16 protein-coding genes are annotated in these 17,474 nt (G+C 62.8%); 13 read left to right on the top strand and 3 right to left on the bottom strand.

Going from position 1 to position 17,474, the window contains the following annotated elements:
• The first annotated feature begins 19 nt into the window (after positions 1–19).
• From SB765_RS07610 to SB765_RS07590, 5 genes are all read left to right on the top strand, one after another.
• Positions 20–952 (top strand): LysR substrate-binding domain-containing protein, encoded by a 933-nt coding sequence (locus tag SB765_RS07610; RefSeq protein WP_410931143.1) that lies wholly within the window; start codon positions 20–22, stop codon positions 950–952.
• Positions 953–1,123: 171 nt separating this feature from the next.
• Complete coding sequence (purE, locus tag SB765_RS07605; RefSeq protein ID WP_016489856.1) at positions 1,124–1,615, top strand: 5-(carboxyamino)imidazole ribonucleotide mutase; 492 nt, start codon at positions 1,124–1,126, stop codon at positions 1,613–1,615.
• 10 nt (positions 1,616–1,625) lie between these two features.
• Complete coding sequence (locus SB765_RS07600) at positions 1,626–2,708, top strand: 5-(carboxyamino)imidazole ribonucleotide synthase (RefSeq protein WP_410931142.1); 1,083 nt, start codon at positions 1,626–1,628, stop codon at positions 2,706–2,708.
• 108 nt (positions 2,709–2,816) lie between these two features.
• Entirely contained in the window at positions 2,817–3,062 is a 246-nt protein-coding gene (locus SB765_RS07595; RefSeq protein ID WP_012054121.1) for a GlsB/YeaQ/YmgE family stress response membrane protein, read from the top strand.
• A 48-nt stretch (positions 3,063–3,110) separates the two neighbouring features.
• Positions 3,111–3,644, top strand: coding sequence for a DUF3299 domain-containing protein (locus tag SB765_RS07590; protein ID WP_177313737.1), 534 nt, complete (start codon positions 3,111–3,113; stop codon positions 3,642–3,644).
• Positions 3,645–3,776: 132 nt separating this feature from the next.
• Here the strand turns inward: SB765_RS07590 and SB765_RS07585 are convergent, their stop codons facing one another.
• Both SB765_RS07585 and SB765_RS07580 read right to left on the bottom strand, forming a co-directional pair.
• Positions 3,777–4,673, bottom strand: coding sequence for a D-hexose-6-phosphate mutarotase (locus SB765_RS07585; protein WP_341797152.1), 897 nt, complete (start codon positions 4,671–4,673; stop codon positions 3,777–3,779).
• A 71-nt stretch (positions 4,674–4,744) separates the two neighbouring features.
• Positions 4,745–5,143, bottom strand: coding sequence for an acyl-CoA thioesterase (locus SB765_RS07580; protein WP_016489852.1), 399 nt, complete (start codon positions 5,141–5,143; stop codon positions 4,745–4,747).
• A 360-nt stretch (positions 5,144–5,503) separates the two neighbouring features.
• On the opposite strand from SB765_RS07580, the gene SB765_RS07575 reads away from it, so the two are divergent.
• The 8 genes from SB765_RS07575 to SB765_RS07540 all read left to right on the top strand — a co-directional run bounded on the left by SB765_RS07575 (position 5,504) and on the right by SB765_RS07540 (position 16,008).
• Positions 5,504–6,793, top strand: coding sequence for an MFS transporter (locus SB765_RS07575; RefSeq protein ID WP_049277693.1), 1,290 nt, complete (start codon positions 5,504–5,506; stop codon positions 6,791–6,793).
• Between the two features lie 219 nt (positions 6,794–7,012).
• Positions 7,013–8,011, top strand: coding sequence for a phosphate ABC transporter substrate-binding protein PstS (locus SB765_RS07570; protein WP_016502256.1), 999 nt, complete (start codon positions 7,013–7,015; stop codon positions 8,009–8,011).
• Positions 8,012–8,150: 139 nt separating this feature from the next.
• A complete protein-coding gene (locus SB765_RS07565; protein WP_341797150.1) occupies positions 8,151–10,439 on the top strand; it encodes an ABC transporter permease subunit in 2,289 nt (762 codons plus the stop codon).
• Between the two features lie 71 nt (positions 10,440–10,510).
• Positions 10,511–12,127 (top strand): phosphate ABC transporter permease PstA, encoded by a 1,617-nt coding sequence (pstA, locus tag SB765_RS07560; protein ID WP_410931189.1) that lies wholly within the window; start codon positions 10,511–10,513, stop codon positions 12,125–12,127.
• A 102-nt stretch (positions 12,128–12,229) separates the two neighbouring features.
• Positions 12,230–13,063, top strand: a complete 834-nt coding sequence (pstB, locus tag SB765_RS07555; RefSeq protein WP_410931141.1) for a phosphate ABC transporter ATP-binding protein PstB — start codon at positions 12,230–12,232, stop codon at positions 13,061–13,063.
• 73 nt (positions 13,064–13,136) lie between these two features.
• Positions 13,137–13,907: a phosphate signaling complex protein PhoU gene (gene phoU / locus SB765_RS07550; RefSeq protein WP_016489846.1), complete on the top strand. Its 771-nt coding sequence runs from the start codon at positions 13,137–13,139 to the stop codon at positions 13,905–13,907.
• Positions 13,908–14,071: 164 nt separating this feature from the next.
• On the top strand, positions 14,072–14,968 hold the full coding sequence (locus SB765_RS07545; protein ID WP_059394544.1) for a response regulator: 897 nt from the start codon (positions 14,072–14,074) through the stop codon (positions 14,966–14,968).
• Between the two features lie 143 nt (positions 14,969–15,111).
• Complete coding sequence (locus SB765_RS07540) at positions 15,112–16,008, top strand: peptidoglycan DD-metalloendopeptidase family protein (RefSeq protein WP_341797148.1); 897 nt, start codon at positions 15,112–15,114, stop codon at positions 16,006–16,008.
• Between the two features lie 33 nt (positions 16,009–16,041).
• On the opposite strand, the gene SB765_RS07535 is transcribed toward SB765_RS07540, so the two are convergent.
• The gene (locus SB765_RS07535) at positions 16,042–17,382 is read right to left on the bottom strand and encodes a hemolysin family protein (protein ID WP_059394542.1); all 1,341 of its coding nucleotides are present in this window, start codon (positions 17,380–17,382) and stop codon (positions 16,042–16,044) included.
• Between the last annotated feature and the right edge of the window lie 92 nt (positions 17,383–17,474).

The raw sequence follows: 17,474 nt of genomic DNA, 5'->3' as shown, positions 1-17,474 counted from the left end.
ACGCCGGGAGATGTGCTTCGTGAACCTTGAAAGCAAATGGCTGGAAGATTTCAGTGCGCTGGCTTCTACCCGCAGTTTTTCTCAGGCCGCAGAGCGGCGTTTCGTCACCCAACCGGCCTTCAGCCGGCGTATTCGCAGCCTTGAAGCGGCGTTGGGGTTGCAGCTGGTGAATCGTTCCCGCACGCCCATTGAACTGACAGAGGCCGGCCAGCTTTTTCTCGTCACGGCGCGCACTGTTGTCGACCAGTTAAGCGAAATTCTCCGCCATTTGCATCATCTTGAGGGCGGGCAGGGCGAGGTTGTGCAGGTGGCTGCGGCGCACTCCCTGGCGTCGGGCTTTTTCCCCCGGTGGGTGGCCCAGTTGCGCACCGACGGTTTGAACATCGCCACCCGCCTGGTTGCGACTAACGTCGGAGATGCCGTGCATGCATTACGCGAAGGTGGCTGCGACCTGATGCTGGCCTTCTATGACCCGGACGCGGCCCTGCAGATGGATGCCGAGATCTTCCCGTCGTTGCACATGGGCAACACCGAAATGTTGCCGGTGTGCGCCGTGGATGCCGAGGGCAAGCCGTTGTTCGACCTGGAAGGTGAGGGCAGCGTGCCGTTGTTGGCCTATACCGCTGGCGCCTTCCTGGGCCGCTCGGTCAATTTGCTGCTGCGCCAGCGCAACCTGCGCTATACCACCGTGTATGAGACCGCCATGGCCGACAGCCTCAAGAGTATGGCGCTGGAGGGCATGGGTATTGCCTGGGTACCGCGCCTGTCGATGCGTGGCGAGCTGGAACGAGGCGAGCTGGCCGTGTGTGGCGGCAGCCAGTGGCATGTGCCACTGGAAATTCGCCTGTACCGCTGCGCCCTGGTGCGCAAGGCCAACGTCAGGCTGTTGTGGCGCAAGCTGGAGGGTGCGGCGGCGGTTGACCCGAAAGTCAGCCAAAGCCCCGAAAAATAAGGCCCGACAGTTGGTCGCCGGGGTGCCTTAAACGCACCACCTTACGGTATACTGCGCGGCCTTTCGACCGGATGCGTCCGGTCCAGATCAGCAAACAAGCCACGCCGGTCGTCCCGCGTGGCTTGTTGTTTTTTGACGCGCCCACGGGCGCACAAGCGAAGAGGCTCGACGATGAGTGCACTGGTTGGCGTGATCATGGGCTCCAAGTCCGATTGGTCCACCCTTAGCCACACCGCCGATATGCTGGAAAAACTCGGCATTCCCTACGAAGTGAAGGTGGTTTCTGCCCACCGCACCCCGGATCTGCTGTTCCAGTATGCCGAGGAGGCCGAAGGCCGCGGCATCGAGGTGATCATCGCCGGTGCCGGTGGCGCAGCCCACCTGCCAGGCATGTGCGCCGCCAAGACCCACCTGCCGGTGCTGGGTGTGCCGGTGCAGTCGTCGATGCTGTCGGGCGTCGATTCGCTGCTGTCGATCGTGCAGATGCCAGCCGGCGTGCCGGTTGCCACGCTGGCCATCGGCCGTGCCGGTGCGATCAACGCTGCGCTGCTGTCGGCCAGCATCCTGGGCGCCAAATACCCGCAGTACCACGCGGCGCTCAAGCAGTTCCGCACCGAACAGACCGACACTGTGCTGGACAACCCAGACCCCCGCCAGGCTTGAGGCTCAACCCATGAAGATCGGTGTAATCGGTGGCGGCCAGCTGGGCCGCATGCTGGCCCTGGCGGGCACCCCGCTGGGCATGAACTTCGCTTTCCTCGACCCGGCACCGGACGCTTGTGCCGCGCCGTTGGGCGAGCACCTGCGTGCCGACTACGGCGACCAGGACCACCTGCGCCAGATGGCCGACGAAGTCGACCTGGTCACCTTCGAGTTCGAAAGCGTTCCGGCCGAGACCGTGGCGTTCCTCTCGCAGTTCGTGCCGGTCTACCCCAGCGCCGAAGCGCTGCGCATCGCCCGTGACCGCCTGTTCGAAAAGAGCATGTTCCGCGACCTGGGTATCCCGACCCCGGCCTTCGCCGACATCCTTTCCCAGGCAGACCTGGACGCTGCGGTGGCCAGCATCGGCCTGCCGGCCGTGCTGAAAACCCGCACCCTGGGCTACGACGGCAAGGGTCAGAAGGTGCTGCGCACGCCAGAAGACGTGGTAGGCACCTTCGCCGAGCTGGGCAGCGTGCCGTGCCTGCTGGAAGGCTTCGTGCCGTTCACTGGCGAAGTGTCGCTGGTGGCGGTGCGTGCCCGTGATGGCGAAACCCGCTTCTACCCGCTGGTGCACAACACCCACGAAAGCGGCATCCTGCGCCTGTCGGTAGCCAGCCAGGCGCACCCGCTGCAGGCCCTGGCCGAAGACTACGTGGGCCGTGTGCTGCAGAAGCTGGACTACGTCGGCGTCATGGCCTTCGAGTTCTTCGAGGTTGACGGTGGCCTGAAGGCCAACGAAATCGCCCCGCGTGTGCACAACTCCGGGCACTGGACCATCGAAGGCGCCGAGTGCAGCCAGTTCGAGAACCACCTGCGCGCCGTTGCCGGCCTGCCGCTGGGCTCGACCGCCAAGGTGGGCGAGAGCGCGATGCTCAACTTCATCGGTGAAGTGCCGGCCGTGGACAAGGTTGTCGCCATCGGCGACTGCCATCTGCACCACTACGGCAAGGCCTTCAAGGTCGGCCGCAAGGTTGGCCACGCCACCCTGCGCTGCCATGACATGGCCACCCTCGAGCGCAAGATTGCCGAAGTAGAGGCTCTGATCAGCAACTGATCGGGCTACAGATCGAACTTCTGCAAGCGGCTTGCCCTCTGAACATGGCAACAAGCCAAAGCCCGTCTAGGCTTTGGCTTGCTCCATATTCACTGCAGAGGGATTGCCATGGGCATCATTGGAACCATCTTCATCGGCCTCATCGTCGGCCTGCTGGCCCGCTTCATCAAGCCGGGCGACGACAGCATGGGCTGGATCATGACCATCCTGCTGGGTATTGCTGGCTCCTTGCTGGCTACCTACGGCGGCCAGGCACTGGGCATCTACCAAGCCGGGCAGGCGGCGGGCTTCCTTGGCGCGCTGATCGGTGCCGTGGTCCTTCTGGTGATCTACGGATTTATCAAGAAACGCTGAATACTGGTTAGAATGCCCGGCAATTCATTCGAGTTGCCGAGCATTGCCATGCGAGCCTTTTTCCTCGTCCCCCTCCTGTTGGCCAGTACCCTGGCCCATGCCGAACTGCCTGAAACCGACTGGCTGGAGCTGATGCCCAAGTCGGACCAGAAAGCGCTCGAGCAAATGCCCGAAATCGACCATAACTCGCCGGAAGCCATGGGCACCTTTACCGACAAGGGCGGGCTGAAGCAGAGCAAGGGCCTGCCAGCGGTGATGTATTCGACCAAAACCGTGGCGACCATGAACGGCAAGGACATTCGCCTGGGCGGCTACCCGGTGCCACTGGAAAGCGACGCCAAGGGCAACAGCACGCTGTTCTTCCTGGTGCCTTACCCAGGCGCCTGCATCCATGTGCCGCCTCCGCCGCCGAACCAGCTGGTGCTCGTGCGCTACCCGAAAGGGTTGAAGATCGATGACATCTACACACCGCTGTGGGTCAGCGGCAAGCTGAAGGTAGAGAAGGTCAGTAATGACCTGGCCGATGCGGCCTATGCGCTGGATGCGGGGAAGGTGAGGGTGGTGGAAGACGCAGACCTCTGATTGCCTGCACCGGCGTATTCGCGGGTAAACCCGCTCCCACAGGGTGACCACGAGCCTCAGGCGTTGCGCGGTCCCTTGTAGGAGCGACCTTGTGTCGCGAAAGGACCGCGCAGCGGTCCCGGGGGCTTCAGATCAAAGCGCTTCGCTGGCAACTACCACGCTCAGTGAGTGACTCGCGCCAGGCTTCAATTCCACAAGGTCATCCCACACATTCGCCGTCTCGATGCACAGCATGCGCTGCCAGCCGTCGTCAGCCATGTCCGCCAGCTCCCGCGCCCGATCAGTCCATGGGTTCCAGATCACCGCCGACCGCGAGCCGCTGCTGGTCAGGTTTATCCGCCGGTTCCAGTGCGGGTCGACAATGCTCAGGGTCTGAGGGGTGTCGAGGTAGATCCGGTCAGTCTCCCCGGCAAACGCCAGTGCCCCCTGCTGCTCACGCTGTTCCCAGTCCGCCAGCGTTTCGATATAGCCCAGGCCCTCGACGCCTTCGACCCGCGCCCGGCGCACATCACTAACCGCGAAGTAGCTGTGCAGTGCCTGGCTGATGGTAACGGGGGTATTGCCCATGTTGCGGCTGGTCAGGTTCAGCTTCAGCGCTTCATCCAGCTCTATCACCAGTTTCAGTTCGACATCATGAGGCCAGTCGGGTAGATCGCCCTGCGCTTCAGGCAACTGGAATTCGATGCGCAGGCCGGTGCCCGCTGCCTCGATACCCAGCAGCTGCCAGTCACGCGAGCGCGCCAGCCCGTGAGCAGGCGCCTGCTCGCCGTGGTACATGGCCTGAACGGCTTGGGGGTTGCGCTGCAGGTTGCCGAACCACGGCCAGCACACCGGCACACCGGCGCGGACCGACTTGCCCTGGCGGAAGATGGCTTGGTCGCTCAGCCACAGCAGCGGCGGCTCGCCGACCCGCTGGTAGCTGAGGATCTGTGCCCCCTGCTGGGCGATCAGGAGTTCGGCGCGGTCGCTGCTGATACGCCAGCAGTTGAGTTCGCCATGTTGCTCGGTTACGACCTGGTAGGTAGCCATTGCGTTCGTCTCATTGATTGCCAGTGGGCCTTGGACCCGGGCACATGCAATGAGTTTACCGCCCGCGTGGCTCAGCGACGAGGCACGGAACGGGTGCGGCCACTGCCGTCGATGGCAACGAAGACGAATGCTGCTTCGGTAACCTTGCGCCATTCACTGGACAACGGGTCGTCGCTCCACACTTCGACCATCATCTGGATCGAGCTGCGGCCGATTTCCAGGGTCTGGGTATAGAACGACAGCTGTGCGCCCACCGCGACGGGTACCAGGAACGCCATGCGTTCGATGGCCACGGTCGCCACGCGGCCACCGGCGACGCGGCTGGCCATGGCGGTGCCGGCCAGGTCCATCTGGGCAACCAGCCAGCCGCCGAAGATGTCGCCAAATCCGTTGGTCTCGCGCGGGAGTGCGGTGATCTGCAAGGCCAGGTCGCCTTGCGGGATTGGATCTTCTTGTTCGAGCTCAATCATGCGATGGGGCCTCTGACCCGTGACGCTTTCCGTTGATGTGGCGCAAAGGCCGGGTAAACGATTCAGCTTGAAACATACTACGCCGATTTCGTTTCACTGGACGGCCGTAGGGAAACTCTGCGAAACCGTCTGACATAAAGACCGGCGTTTTCGCACAACATCCCACGCTGGCAGCAACCTTTTCCTACGAATCGCCAGTATATAGAGCATAACCGCCAGCGACGACCGCGCATTCATGAATATCTGTATGGATTTTGTATCGCTTTCGGCGCGCCTCGGCAATTTGCTATCTTCGCCTGTCTCCCAATCCAGAAGCCGCGTGCCAAGCGGCCTGCATGCCCTACAAGAGAACAACGAGCGATGACTTCCGTGCCGAGCAGTATCGAGCAGCCCCCGCGGCCGCTGACCCGCAGTGATTACAAGACACTCTCACTGTCCGCCCTGGGTGGCGCACTGGAGTTCTACGACTTCATCATCTTCGTGTTCTTCGCCACGGTGGTTGGCAAGCTGTTCTTCCCGGCCGACATGCCCGAGTGGCTGCGCCTGATGCAAACGTTCGGCATCTTCGCCGCCGGCTACCTGGCGCGGCCGCTGGGCGGCATCATCATGGCCCACTTCGGTGACCTGCTCGGGCGCAAGAAGATGTTCACCCTGAGCATCTTCATGATGGCCCTGCCGACCCTGATCATGGGCCTGCTGCCAACCTATGCACAAATCGGCATGTGGGCGCCGATCCTGCTGCTGCTGATGCGGGTGATCCAGGGCGCTGCGATTGGGGGCGAGGTGCCGGGCGCCTGGGTGTTCGTCTCCGAGCACGTACCGGCGCGCAACACCGGCTATGCCTGCGGCACCCTCACCGCAGGCCTGACGGCGGGCATTCTGCTGGGCTCGCTGGTGGCAACCCTGATCAACAGCGTGTACAGCGCTGAAGAAGTGGCCGATTACGCCTGGCGTATTCCGTTCCTGCTCGGCGGTGTGTTCGGCCTGTTCTCGGTGTACCTGCGCCGCTGGCTGCACGAAACCCCGGTGTTCGCCGAGATGCAGCAACGCAAGGCGCTGGCCGAGGAGCTGCCGCTACGCGCCGTGCTGCGCGACCACCGCGGCCCGATCATCCTGTCGATGCTGCTGACCTGGATGCTGTCGGCCGGTATCGTGGTGGTTATCCTGATGACTCCTGCGCTGCTGCAGAGCTTCTACCACATCAGCCCGATCGACTCGCTCAAGGCCAACAGCATGGCCATCGTGCTGCTCAGCTTCGGCTGCATCGGCGCCGGCAGCCTGGCCGACCGCTTCGGCGCGGGGCGGGTGTTCGTGATCGGCAGCCTGTTGCTGCTGGCCAGCTCCTGGACCTTCTACCACAGCCTGCCGACCCGGCCCGAGCTGCTGTTCCCGCTGTACGCGCTGACCGGCCTGTGCGTGGGTGTGATCGGCGCGGTGCCTTATGTAATGGTCAAGGCATTCCCGGCGGCGGTGCGCTTCAGCGGGCTGTCGTTCTCGTACAACGTGGCCTACGCGATCTTTGGTGGTTTGACGCCGATGGTGGTGACCGCGCTGCTGAAAGTAAGCCCGATGGCGCCTGCCTACTATGTGGCAGGGCTGTGCGCCGTTGGTCTGGCCGTGGGCCTGTACCTGCTCGCCAACAAGCGCTGATCTGTTTCGGGGCTGCTGGCCTCTTCGCGGGCACGCCCGCTCCCACAGGGCTCAGCACAACCCCTTTGGGAGCGGTCGTACACCGCGAAGAGGCCAGACCTGTTATCAGTGATGGCCTTTCATCCAATTGTCACAATGAAGTCATATCGTGTTCATGCGGCCTGCCGATACTTGGGCCCGTTCCATCCAACACCCCAATATTCCTGCTAGGAGCAAGGCATGAAACTGAAGCGTTTGATGGCGGCCCTCACCTTTGCCGCCGCTGGCGTTGCAACCGCCAACGCGGTAGCCGCTGTCGATCCTGCAATCCCGACCTACACCAAAACCACCGGTGTTTCGGGCAACCTCTCCAGCGTCGGTTCCGATACCCTCGCGAACCTGATGACTCTGTGGGCCGAGGCCTACAAGAAGGAATATCCGAACGTAAACATCCAGATCCAGGCGGCCGGCTCTTCCACTGCGCCACCCGCGCTGACCGAAGGCACCGCCAACCTCGGCCCGATGAGCCGCAAGATGAAGGACGTCGAGCTGCAGGCCTTCGAGCAGAAGTACGGCTACAAGCCGACCGCCATCCCGGTCGCCGTCGACGCCTTGGCCGTGTTCGTGCACAAGGACAACCCGATCAAAGGCCTGACCATGGAGCAGGTCGACGCAGTCTTCTCCTCCACCCGCCTGTGCGGTGGCAAAGCAGACGTGAAAACCTGGGGCGACCTGGGTGTGACCGGCGACCTGGCCAACAAGCCAGTGCAGCTGTTCGGCCGTAACTCGGTGTCGGGCACCTACGGCTACTTCAAGGAAGAAGCCCTGTGCAAAGGCGACTTCAAGCCTAACGTGAACGAACAGCCTGGCTCGGCTTCGGTCGTGCAGTCGATCAGCAGCTCGCTGAACGGCATCGGCTACTCGGGTATCGGCTACAAGACCGCCAGCGTGAAGACTGTTCCGCTGGCCAAGAAGGGCAGCACCGAGTACATCGAGGACAACGAAGAAAACGCCCTGAACGGCAAGTACCCGCTGTCGCGCTTCCTGTACGTCTACGTCAACAAGGCCCCGAACAAGCCTCTGGCCCCGCTGGAAGCCGAGTTCGTCAAGCTGGTGCTGTCGCAAGCGGGCCAGCAGGTCGTGGTGAAGGATGGCTACATCCCGCTGCCGTCCAAAGTCGTCGACAAGACCCTGGCTGACCTGGGCCTGTCGCACGCTGGTAACGTCGCAAAGAAGTAAGTAATTGAAGAAGGGGCCGGTGCTGATGCCCGGCCTCTTCCACGTATTTCCAGTCCGAAGCCAGGTCTTCTGTGCGGCGGGCTTTCGTGCGTCACCACTTTGTAATGTTTTTGTCACACGGGACCGCTAGGGTGTGCGCATGAATGATCTGGCCAATTCCAACATGACCCAAAACTCCCAGCCCGTGCGCATTGATTTCAATACGCCCGAGTTGCAACGCAAGCGCCGCATCCGCGCGCTGAAGGACCGCCTGACCCGCTGGTACGTGCTGGTGGGCGGGCTTGCCGTATTGGCGGCAATCACCTTGATCTTCTTCTACCTGGCCTATGTGGTGTTGCCACTGTTCCAGGGTGCCGAGCTGACCAGCAAGAAGGCCCTTGAGCCGACCTGGCTGCAGCAGGATGCCGGCAAGCCGCTGATGATCGCGCTTGAAGAACAGAACCTGGTGGGGATGCGAGTTTCGGACAAGGGCCAGGCACTGTTCTTCGATACCAAGACCGGTAACGAGCTCAAGCGGGTCGACCTGCCAGTGCCGGCAGACGCCCAGGTAACCTCGATCAGTAGCGACCAGCCGGGCAGCCCGCTGGTGGTGCTGGGCTTGTCCAATGGTCAGGCGCTGGTGTTCCACCACACATACAAGATCACCTACCCGGACAACAAGAAAACCATCACTCCCGGCATCGACTACCCCTACGGTGAGCAGCCGTTCGTGCTCGACGAACAGGGCCGTGCGCTGGAGCACGTCAACGTCAACGTCAATGGCGACACCCTGGTACTGGCCGGGTCCACTGGCGCGCACCTGCAGGTGGTGCAGCTGACCCGCACCGAAAACATGATGACCGAAGAGGTCACCACCGAGCAGAACCGTATCGTGCTGCCGCAGATGACCGAAGCAGTGAAGAACATCTTCATCGACCCACGTCAGCAGTGGCTCTACGTGATCAACGGCCGCGCCACCGCCGACGTGTTCAGCCTGCGTGACAAGAGCCTCAACGGCCGCTACAAGCTGGCCGAAAGCGCTGACACCGAAATTACCGCCAGCGCCCAGTTGGTCGGCGGCATATCGCTGATCATCGGTGACTCCAAAGGTGGCCTGGCCCAATGGTTCATGGCACGGGACCCGGACGGCGAATCGCGCTTCAAGCAGATCCGTACCTTCCAGATGGGCAAGGCCCCGGTTGTGCAGATTGACGCCGAAGAGCGCCGCAAGGGCTTCATCGCCCTGGACGCCGACGGCAAGCTGGGCGTGTTCCACAGCACGGCGCACCGCACCCTGCTGGTCGAGCCGGCCGCCGACGGCCCAGGCACCCTGGCCCTGTCGCCGCGTGCCAACCGCATCATCATCGAAGAGGGCGGCAAGCTGCTGCCGCTGAGCCTGCGCAACCCGCACCCTGAAGTTTCCTTCAGCGCGCTGTGGGGCAAGGTGTGGTACGAGAACTACGATGAGCCGAAATACGTCTGGCAATCGACTGCTTCCAACACCGACTTCGAGCCCAAGCTGAGCCTCTCGCCGCTGACCTTCGGTACGCTGAAAGCCGCGTTCTACGCGATGATCCTGGCCGCCCCGCTGGCCATTGCCGCCGCCATCTACACCGCCTACTTCATGGCCCCGGGCATGCGCCGCAAGGTCAAGCCGGTGATCGAGTTGATGGAAGCGATGCCGACGGTGATCCTCGGCTTCTTCGCCGGCCTGTTCCTGGCCCCTTACCTCGAAGGCCACCTGCCAGGCGTGTTCAGCCTGTTCCTGCTGATGCCGCTCGGCATCCTGCTGGCCGGCTTCACCTGGAGCCGCCTGCCGGAGTCGATCCGCCTGCGTGTGCCAGATGGCTGGGAAGCCGCGATCCTGATACCGGTCATCCTGTTCACCGGCTGGTTCGCCCTGACCATGAGCCCGCACCTGGAAAACTGGTTCTTCGGCGGTGACATGCGCCTGTGGATCACCAACGACCTGGGCATCACCTACGACCAGCGCAACGCCCTGGTCGTGGGTATCGCCATGGGCTTTGCGGTCATCCCGAACATCTATTCCATTGCCGAAGACGCCGTGTTCAGCGTGCCGCGCAGCCTGACCCTGGGCTCGCTGGCCCTGGGCGCCACGCCCTGGCAGACCCTGACCCGCGTGGTCATCCTCACCGCCAGCCCGGGTATCTTCTCGGCGCTGATGATCGGCATGGGCCGTGCGGTGGGCGAGACCATGATCGTGCTGATGGCCACCGGCAACACCCCGGTGATGGAGATGAACCTGTTCGAGGGCATGCGCACCCTGGCCGCCAACGTGGCCGTGGAAATGCCGGAATCGGAAGTCGGTGGCAGCCACTACCGCGTGCTGTTCCTGGCCGCGCTGGTGCTGTTGATGTTCACATTCGTCATGAACACCTTGGCCGAGCTGATTCGCCAGCGTCTGCGCAAGAAATACTCGTCGCTTTGATAGAAAGGTAGCGATCCGTGAAAAAGGATTCCCTCAAAGGCTGGTTCAAGAGCGGCGCCCCAGGCGTCTGGATGAGCGGCGGCGCCGTGGCCATGGCGGTGATCATGACCATTGGCCTGCTGGCGGTGATTGCCGTGCGCGGCCTGGGCCACTTCTGGCCGGCCGATCTTGTCCAGGCCACCTACAAGGTACCGGGCCAGGCTGACCACATCGTCATCGGCGAAGTGGTGCAAAAGGAAGAGGTACCCCGTGCCCGCCTGAAGGGGGCCGGCCTGCCGGTACCGGAGCAGGGCCCGGAGTTCATGACTCGCGAGCTGATCAAGGTGGGTAACCGCGACCTCAACGGCAGCGATTTCACCTGGGTGGTCGGCGACTGGCTGGTCGATGAACAGCGCCCGGCCGACCTCATCGCCCTGGAGCGCCGCGAGTGGGGCAACTTCTATGGCTACCTGGTCAGCGTCAAGGAAGAAGGCCGCGTGGTTGCCGAAGGCCCTGCTGCCTGGAACGAACTGCAGGCCCGCCTCAAGCGCGCCAGCCAGCTCAACGGTGAGCTGCAGCAGCTGGAGAAGAAGGACATCGGTGCCATCAACCATGGCCTTGAGCGCCTGCGCCTGCACGCCCGCAAGCTGGAGCTGGACGGCAAGCTGGACGCCGCCGCCCAGGCCGACATGGACGCCGACCGGGCCGAGCTGAACAGCCGCTACAAGGCCATCGAAGACCGCTTGAGCGGCCTGCACCAGGCCTTCGCCCGCGACAGCCTGGTGGCACGCGATGGCAACGGCCGCGAAGTGGAAATCAACCTGAGCAAGGTGGTGCACGCCATCCAGCCGAACGGCATGTCCGGCCTCACCAAGCTGGGTACCTACTTTGCCAAGGTCTGGGAGTTCCTCAGCGATGACCCGCGTGAGGCCAACACTGAAGGCGGTATCTTCCCGGCCATTTTCGGTACCGTGATGATGACCCTGATCATGGCCGTGATCGTCACCCCGTTCGGTGTGCTGGCTGCCGTCTACCTGCGCGAATACGCACGGCAAGGCCCGGTGACCCGACTGATCCGCATTGCGGTGAACAACCTGGCTGGCGTGCCGGCGATCGTCTACGGCGTGTTCGGCCTGGGCTTCTTCGTCTACGTGCTGGGTGGTTCTATCGACCGCCTGTTCTTCCCTGAAGCACTGCCGGCGCCAACCCTGGGTACCCCGGGCCTGCTGTGGGCATCATTGACCCTGGCACTGCTGGCCGTACCGGTGGTGATCGTGGCCACCGAAGAAGGCCTGGCGCGTATTCCGCGTACCGTACGCGAGGGCTCGCTGGCCCTGGGCGCGACCAAGGCCGAGACGCTGTGGAAGATTGTCTTGCCCATGGCCAGCCCGGCCATGATGACCGGCATGATCCTCGCCGTGGCCCGCGCCGCCGGTGAAGTGGCCCCGCTGATGCTGGTGGGTGTGGTGAAGCTGGCGCCTTCGCTGCCAGTGGACGGCAACTACCCGTACCTGCACCTGGACCAGAAGATCATGCACCTGGGCTTCCACATCTATGACGTCGGCTTCCAGAGCCCGAACGTCGAGGCCGCGCGGCCGCTGGTGTACGCCACGGCACTGCTGCTGGTACTGGTGATCGCCTCCCTCAACCTCTCGGCCGTGTGGATCCGCAACCACCTGCGTGAGAAGTACAAGGCGCTGGACAGCTGATCAAAGCTTTAAGTCACAAGCGGCAAGCTCCAAGCAGATTGCCGCTTTGCCCTAACTTGCAGCTTGCAGCTTCAAGCTCGCAGCTACAAACGGAGTGAGACCATGCAGCAAGATTCTCATACCCACGGCATCGACATGTCTGCCCTGGGCCGCAACAAGCAGGGCCTGCAACTGGCCGAAGAAACCGTGGCCATCGAAGTGCCGGGCCTGAGCCTGTTCTATGGCGACAAGCAGGCGCTGTTCGATATCAGCATGAACATTCCCAAGCAGCGCGTGACCGCCTTCATCGGCCCGTCCGGCTGCGGCAAGTCGACCCTGCTGCGCACCTTCAACCGCATGAACGACCTGGTTGACGGCTGCCGTGTGGAAGGCGCCATCAACCTCTACGGCAACAACATCTACCGCAAGGGCGAAGACGTGGCCGAGCTGCGCCGTCGTGTGGGCATGGTGTTCCAGAAGCCCAACCCGTTCCCCAAGACCATCTACGAGAACGTGGTCTACGGCCTGCGTATCCAGGGCATCAACAAGAAGCGTGTGCTCGACGAAGCCGTCGAGTGGGCGCTGAAAGGCGCGGCCCTGTGGGACGAGGTCAAGGACCGCTTGCACGAGTCGGCGCTGGGCCTGTCCGGCGGCCAGCAGCAACGTCTGGTCATCGCCCGCACCATTGCCGTGGAACCGGAAGTGCTGTTGCTCGACGAACCTTGCTCGGCACTGGACCCGATCTCAACCCTGAAGGTTGAAGAACTGATCTACGAATTGAAATCCAAGTACACCATCGTCATCGTGACCCACAACATGCAGCAGGCGGCCCGGGTTTCGGACTACACCGCGTTCATGTACATGGGCAAACTGATCGAATTCGGGGACACCGATACCCTGTTCACCAACCCGGCGAAGAAACAGACCGAAGACTACATCACCGGTCGCTACGGCTAGCAGCCACGCGGCCCGCTCCCACAGGGAATGACACGAACTACATGAAGCTTGCAGCCTCTTCGCGGAGCGAACGATGATCAACAAAGAAAGCCTTACCCACCATATTTCCCAGCAGTTCAACGCCGAGCTCGAAGAAGTGCGCAGCCACCTGCTGGCCATGGGTGGCCTGGTGGAAAAACAAGTCAACGACGCCGTTACGGCGCTGATCGAGGCCGACTCGGGCCTGGCCCAGCAAGTGCGCGAAGTCGACGAGCAGATCAACCAGATGGAGCGCAACATCGACGAGGAATGCGTGCGCATCCTCGCCCGTCGCCAGCCGGCGGCGTCGGACCTACGCCTGATCATCAGCATTTCAAAGTCGGTGATCGACCTTGAGCGCATCGGCGACGAGGCGACCAAGATCGCCCGCCGCGCCATCCAGCTGTGCGAAGAAGGCGAGTCACCGCGCGGCTACGTCGAGGTGCGCCACATTGGCGACCAGGTGCGCAACATGGTCCGCGATGCGCTGGACGCCTTTGCCCGCTTCGATGCCGACCTGGCGTTGTCGGTGGCCCAGTACGACAAGACCATCGACCGCGAGTACAAGACCGCCCTGCGCGAGCTGGTGACCTACATGATGGAAGACCCGCGCTCCATCTCGCGGGTTCTGAGCGTGATCTGGGCGCTGCGTTCGCTGGAACGTATCGGTGACCACGCGCGCAACATTTCCGAGCTGGTGATCTACCTGGTGCGCGGCACCGACGTTCGCCACATGGGCCTCAAGCGCATGACGGCAGAAGTGCAGGGTACCGCTGTCGCCGATGGCGAAAAGGCTAATGTTCCGGGCGAATCTGACGATAAGTAAGGTTGCTCCCGAGCTTCGACGCCCGGCCTCGGCCGGGCGTTTTCGTTTGCGGTCGAGGAGCCGGCAGGCACCCGCGAACGATGTGAAGAAGTCCCGGCGTGACCAGGTTGTAGCAAATAGCCATTATTTGGCAGTAGGCTAGTCGGGATTCAGAAGGAGTATTGATGAGTAAAGTGAATGTGCTGGTCGTGGATGACGCCCCGTTTATCCGTGACCTGGTCCGCAAGTGCCTGCGCAATGCCTTCCCGGGCATGGCCATCGACGACGCCGTCAATGGTCGCAAGGCCATGGCCATGCTCGGCAAGGAAGCCTTCGACCTGGTCCTGTGCGACTGGGAAATGCCGGAAATGTCCGGCCTGGAATTGCTCACCTGGTGCCGTCAGCAGCCTGCGCTGAAGAACCTGCAGTTCATCATGGTGACCAGCCGTGGCGACAAGGAAAACGTCATTCAGGCGATCCAGGCGGGCGTGTCCGACTTTGTCGGCAAGCCGTTCACCAACGAGCAACTGCTGACCAAGGTGAAAAAGGCGCTGACCAAGATCGGCAAGCTCGACAGCCTGATGGCCATCGGCCCGGCGCGGGCCAACTCGGCATTCGCCAACGATTCGCTGAGTGCCCTGACAGGTGGCAAGCCAGAGGCGGCCAAGGTGACGGCCCCCGCGCCAGCGCCGGGCGCTGCCAAGCCGTTGGTCAATGCACCCACGCCGTCGGCCCCTGCCCCGACGGGGCGTGGCCAAGGCCAGTTGCGCCTGGCTAGCGGCATGCAACCGTGCGTGATCAAGGCGCTGAGCCTGAAAGAGGCACTGCTGGTGGTACGCCGCAGCGAAGCGCTGCCGCAGGTGCTGGAGGGCGCCGTGCTGGACCTGGAGCAGGGCGAGAACGCTGAAGTTGCGCGTTTGAACGGCTACCTGCATGCCGTCGCAGCCTTGGAGCCCAAGCCCGACAGCGACTGGCTACAGTTGACCTTCAAGTTTGTCGACCAGGACGCCCAGAAGCTCGATTACCTGTCGCGCCTGATTGCCCGCGGGACGGCGCAGAAGCACTTCACCCCCGGCGCCTGACAACCAGGCAGCAGGTCAACCCTTGTGGGAGCGCCCCGGCAAGGCCGCTCCCACAGAGAAAGCGCCATCCGACCAACTGCAATACCTGCCTCAAAACCCGCTGCTAGGCTTCGATAGATCATAACTGTCAAAAAGCCACTATCATGCCCGCCCGCCTGCTGCTGTTCTGTGCATTGCTCATGGCCTCGGCGTCGAGCCTGGGTGTGACGCTCTACAAGATCACCGACGACTTCGGTGTCATCTCATATTCCGACCGGCCAGGCCCGGGCGCCAAGCCCTTGGTGCTGCGCGAGCCCATGGTCGAAACGCTCGAAGGCCAGGTGCTGCTGAACGCGAAAACCTTCGACGGCGGCGTGAGCTTTTCGGCACGCAACGAGCTGCATGTGCCGGTAGAGGTCGAATTGCGCCTGGACAACCTGGTAAACGCGCAAGGCGGCGATGCCCCGCGTATCGTGCGCCGGCTGCTGCCGCCGCGCACCACGCAAATGCTCAGCGTGCTCAGGGGGCGGCCCGGGCTGCTGCTGAACTACCGTTCGACCCTGCTGCAGGCCATGGGTGACCCGGGCAAGCGGCCCCAGGGCTTCCGGTATGCGTTCCCCTGGGTCGGCGGGCCATTCCGCGTCACCCAGGGCCCTAACGGCCGTGTCAGCCATTTTGGGCCCAAGGGGCGCTACGCCATGGATATCGCCATGCCCGAAGGCACTACCATCATCGCGGCGCGCGAGGGCGTGGTGGTGAAGACGGAAAACAGCCAGAGCGGTCGCGCGCCCAACCCCTCGGGTAACTTTGTCAGGATCCTGCACCCGGACGGCACCATGGGCGTGTACCTGCACCTGATGCGTGGTTCGGTGGTGGTGGCGGAGGGGCAACGGGTACGCCAGGGGCAGATGCTGGCCAGGTCGGGCAATACCGGCAACAGCACAGGGCCGCACCTGCATTTCGTGGTGCAGCGCAATGTGGGGTTGGCGCTGGAGTCGATACCTTACCGGTTCGACCGGCCGATCAGCGGGTTACCCGACTTTACTGCGGGTAACCCTTGAGATTGCCGGGCCTGCAAAGCAGCCCCATACCCCTCAATCCAGCTTGAGCACCTTGGCCAGCACGATCTTGGGCCCTTTCATCTTCTTGATGATGATGCGCAGCCCTTCGACCTCCAGCACTTCCTCTTCTTCAGGCACACGCTTGAGCGTCTCGTAGATCAGCCCCGCCAGGGTTTCCGCCTCGATGTGATCAAGGTCGATGCCCAGCAGGCGCTCTACCTTGAACAGCGGCGTATCACCCCGTACCAGCAGCTTGCCTGGCTGGTAGGCGAGAATGCCGCGCTCGGTCTTGCGGTGTTCGTCCTGGATATCGCCCACCAGTACTTCCAGCACGTCTTCCATGGTCAGGTAGCCGATGACCTTGCCGTCGGCTTCCTCCACCAGCACGAAATGCGCGCCGCCCTTGCGGAACTGCTCCAGCAGTTGCGACAGCGGCATGTGCCGCGATACGCGCTCCAGTGGCCGGGCGAGGTCGTCCAGGTCGATGGTTTCGGGCAAGTGCTCCAGCTCGGCAAGCTCCAGCAGCAGGTCCTTGATGTGCAGCAGGCCGGTGAATTCTTCACGCTCGGCGTCATACACCGGGTAGCGGCTGAATTTGTGGCGACGTATCAAAGCCAGGATCTGCTTCAGCGGCGCATGGGCATCGATGCTGACCATATCTTCACGCGAGTTGGCCCAGTCGACCACTTCCAGCTCGCCCATTTCCACGGCCGAGGCGAGCACACGCATGCCTTGGTCGCTTGGGTCCTGGCCACGGCTGGAGTGCAGGATCAGCTTCAGCTCTTCACGGCTGTAGTGGTGCTCGTGGTGCGGGCCCGGTTCGCCCTGGCCGGCAATGCGCAGGATGGTGTTGGCGCTGGCATTGAGCAGGTAGATCGCCGGGTACATCGCCCAGTAGAACAGGTACAGCGGCACTGCCGTCCACAGCGACAGCAGCTCGGGCTTGCGGATGGCCCAGGACTTGGGCGCCAGCTCACCGACCACGATGTGCAGGTAGGAAATGACAAAGAACGCGACGAAGAACGAAACGCCCTTGATCAGTTCGGGCGAGTCGACACCGAAGTATGCGAGCAGCGGCTCGAGCAAGTGGGCAAAGGCCGGTTCGCCGACCCAGCCCAGGCCCAGGGAGGCGAGGGTGATGCCCAGCTGGCAGGCCGACAGGTAGGCGTCGAGCTGGTTGTGTACCTTGCGCAGGATGTTGCCGCGCCAGCCATGCTGCTCGGCAATGGATTCCACGCGGGTGGCGCGGAGCTTGACCATGGCGAACTCGGCGGCAACGAAAAAGCCGTTGAGCAGCACCAGCAGCAAGGCAAAGATGATCATGCCGAAATCGGCGAATAACGAGGTGACGCTGATACCAGGGGAAGGGTCCATGATGGAGTTTTAACGGGGTCCGTCTTTGAGATTGAGAGAAAAAAAGTGCCAGCTCTTGCTGGCACAGGGGATCCAATGTAGCGGCTAGGGCC

The sequence above is a fragment of the Pseudomonas sp. SIMBA_067 genome (assembly GCF_046534675.1).
Classification (GTDB): domain Bacteria; phylum Pseudomonadota; class Gammaproteobacteria; order Pseudomonadales; family Pseudomonadaceae; genus Aquipseudomonas; species Aquipseudomonas putida.
This window is presented reverse-complemented; position numbering and strand designations above follow the sequence as displayed.

What these genes read in the sequence shown, in the direction of transcription:
- purE (WP_016489856.1), top strand. Translation starts at nt 1,124, where the DNA reads ATGAGTGCACTGGTTGGCGTGATCATGGGCTCCAAGTCCGATTGGTCC.
- SB765_RS07600 (WP_410931142.1), top strand. Translation starts at nt 1,626, where the DNA reads ATGAAGATCGGTGTAATCGGTGGCGGCCAGCTGGGCCGCATGCTGGCC.
- SB765_RS07595 (WP_012054121.1), top strand. Translation starts at nt 2,817, where the DNA reads ATGGGCATCATTGGAACCATCTTCATCGGCCTCATCGTCGGCCTGCTG.
- SB765_RS07590 (WP_177313737.1), top strand. Translation starts at nt 3,111, where the DNA reads ATGCGAGCCTTTTTCCTCGTCCCCCTCCTGTTGGCCAGTACCCTGGCC.
- SB765_RS07585 (WP_341797152.1), bottom strand. Translation starts at nt 4,673, where the DNA reads ATGGCTACCTACCAGGTCGTAACCGAGCAACATGGCGAACTCAACTGC.
- SB765_RS07580 (WP_016489852.1), bottom strand. Translation starts at nt 5,143, where the DNA reads ATGATTGAGCTCGAACAAGAAGATCCAATCCCGCAAGGCGACCTGGCC.
- SB765_RS07575 (WP_049277693.1), top strand. Translation starts at nt 5,504, where the DNA reads ATGACTTCCGTGCCGAGCAGTATCGAGCAGCCCCCGCGGCCGCTGACC.
- SB765_RS07570 (WP_016502256.1), top strand. Translation starts at nt 7,013, where the DNA reads ATGAAACTGAAGCGTTTGATGGCGGCCCTCACCTTTGCCGCCGCTGGC.
- SB765_RS07565 (WP_341797150.1), top strand. Translation starts at nt 8,151, where the DNA reads ATGAATGATCTGGCCAATTCCAACATGACCCAAAACTCCCAGCCCGTG.
- pstA (WP_410931189.1), top strand. Translation starts at nt 10,511, where the DNA reads ATGAGCGGCGGCGCCGTGGCCATGGCGGTGATCATGACCATTGGCCTG.
- pstB (WP_410931141.1), top strand. Translation starts at nt 12,230, where the DNA reads ATGCAGCAAGATTCTCATACCCACGGCATCGACATGTCTGCCCTGGGC.
- phoU (WP_016489846.1), top strand. Translation starts at nt 13,137, where the DNA reads ATGATCAACAAAGAAAGCCTTACCCACCATATTTCCCAGCAGTTCAAC.
- SB765_RS07545 (WP_059394544.1), top strand. Translation starts at nt 14,072, where the DNA reads ATGAGTAAAGTGAATGTGCTGGTCGTGGATGACGCCCCGTTTATCCGT.
- SB765_RS07540 (WP_341797148.1), top strand. Translation starts at nt 15,112, where the DNA reads ATGCCCGCCCGCCTGCTGCTGTTCTGTGCATTGCTCATGGCCTCGGCG.
- SB765_RS07535 (WP_059394542.1), bottom strand. Translation starts at nt 17,382, where the DNA reads ATGGACCCTTCCCCTGGTATCAGCGTCACCTCGTTATTCGCCGATTTC.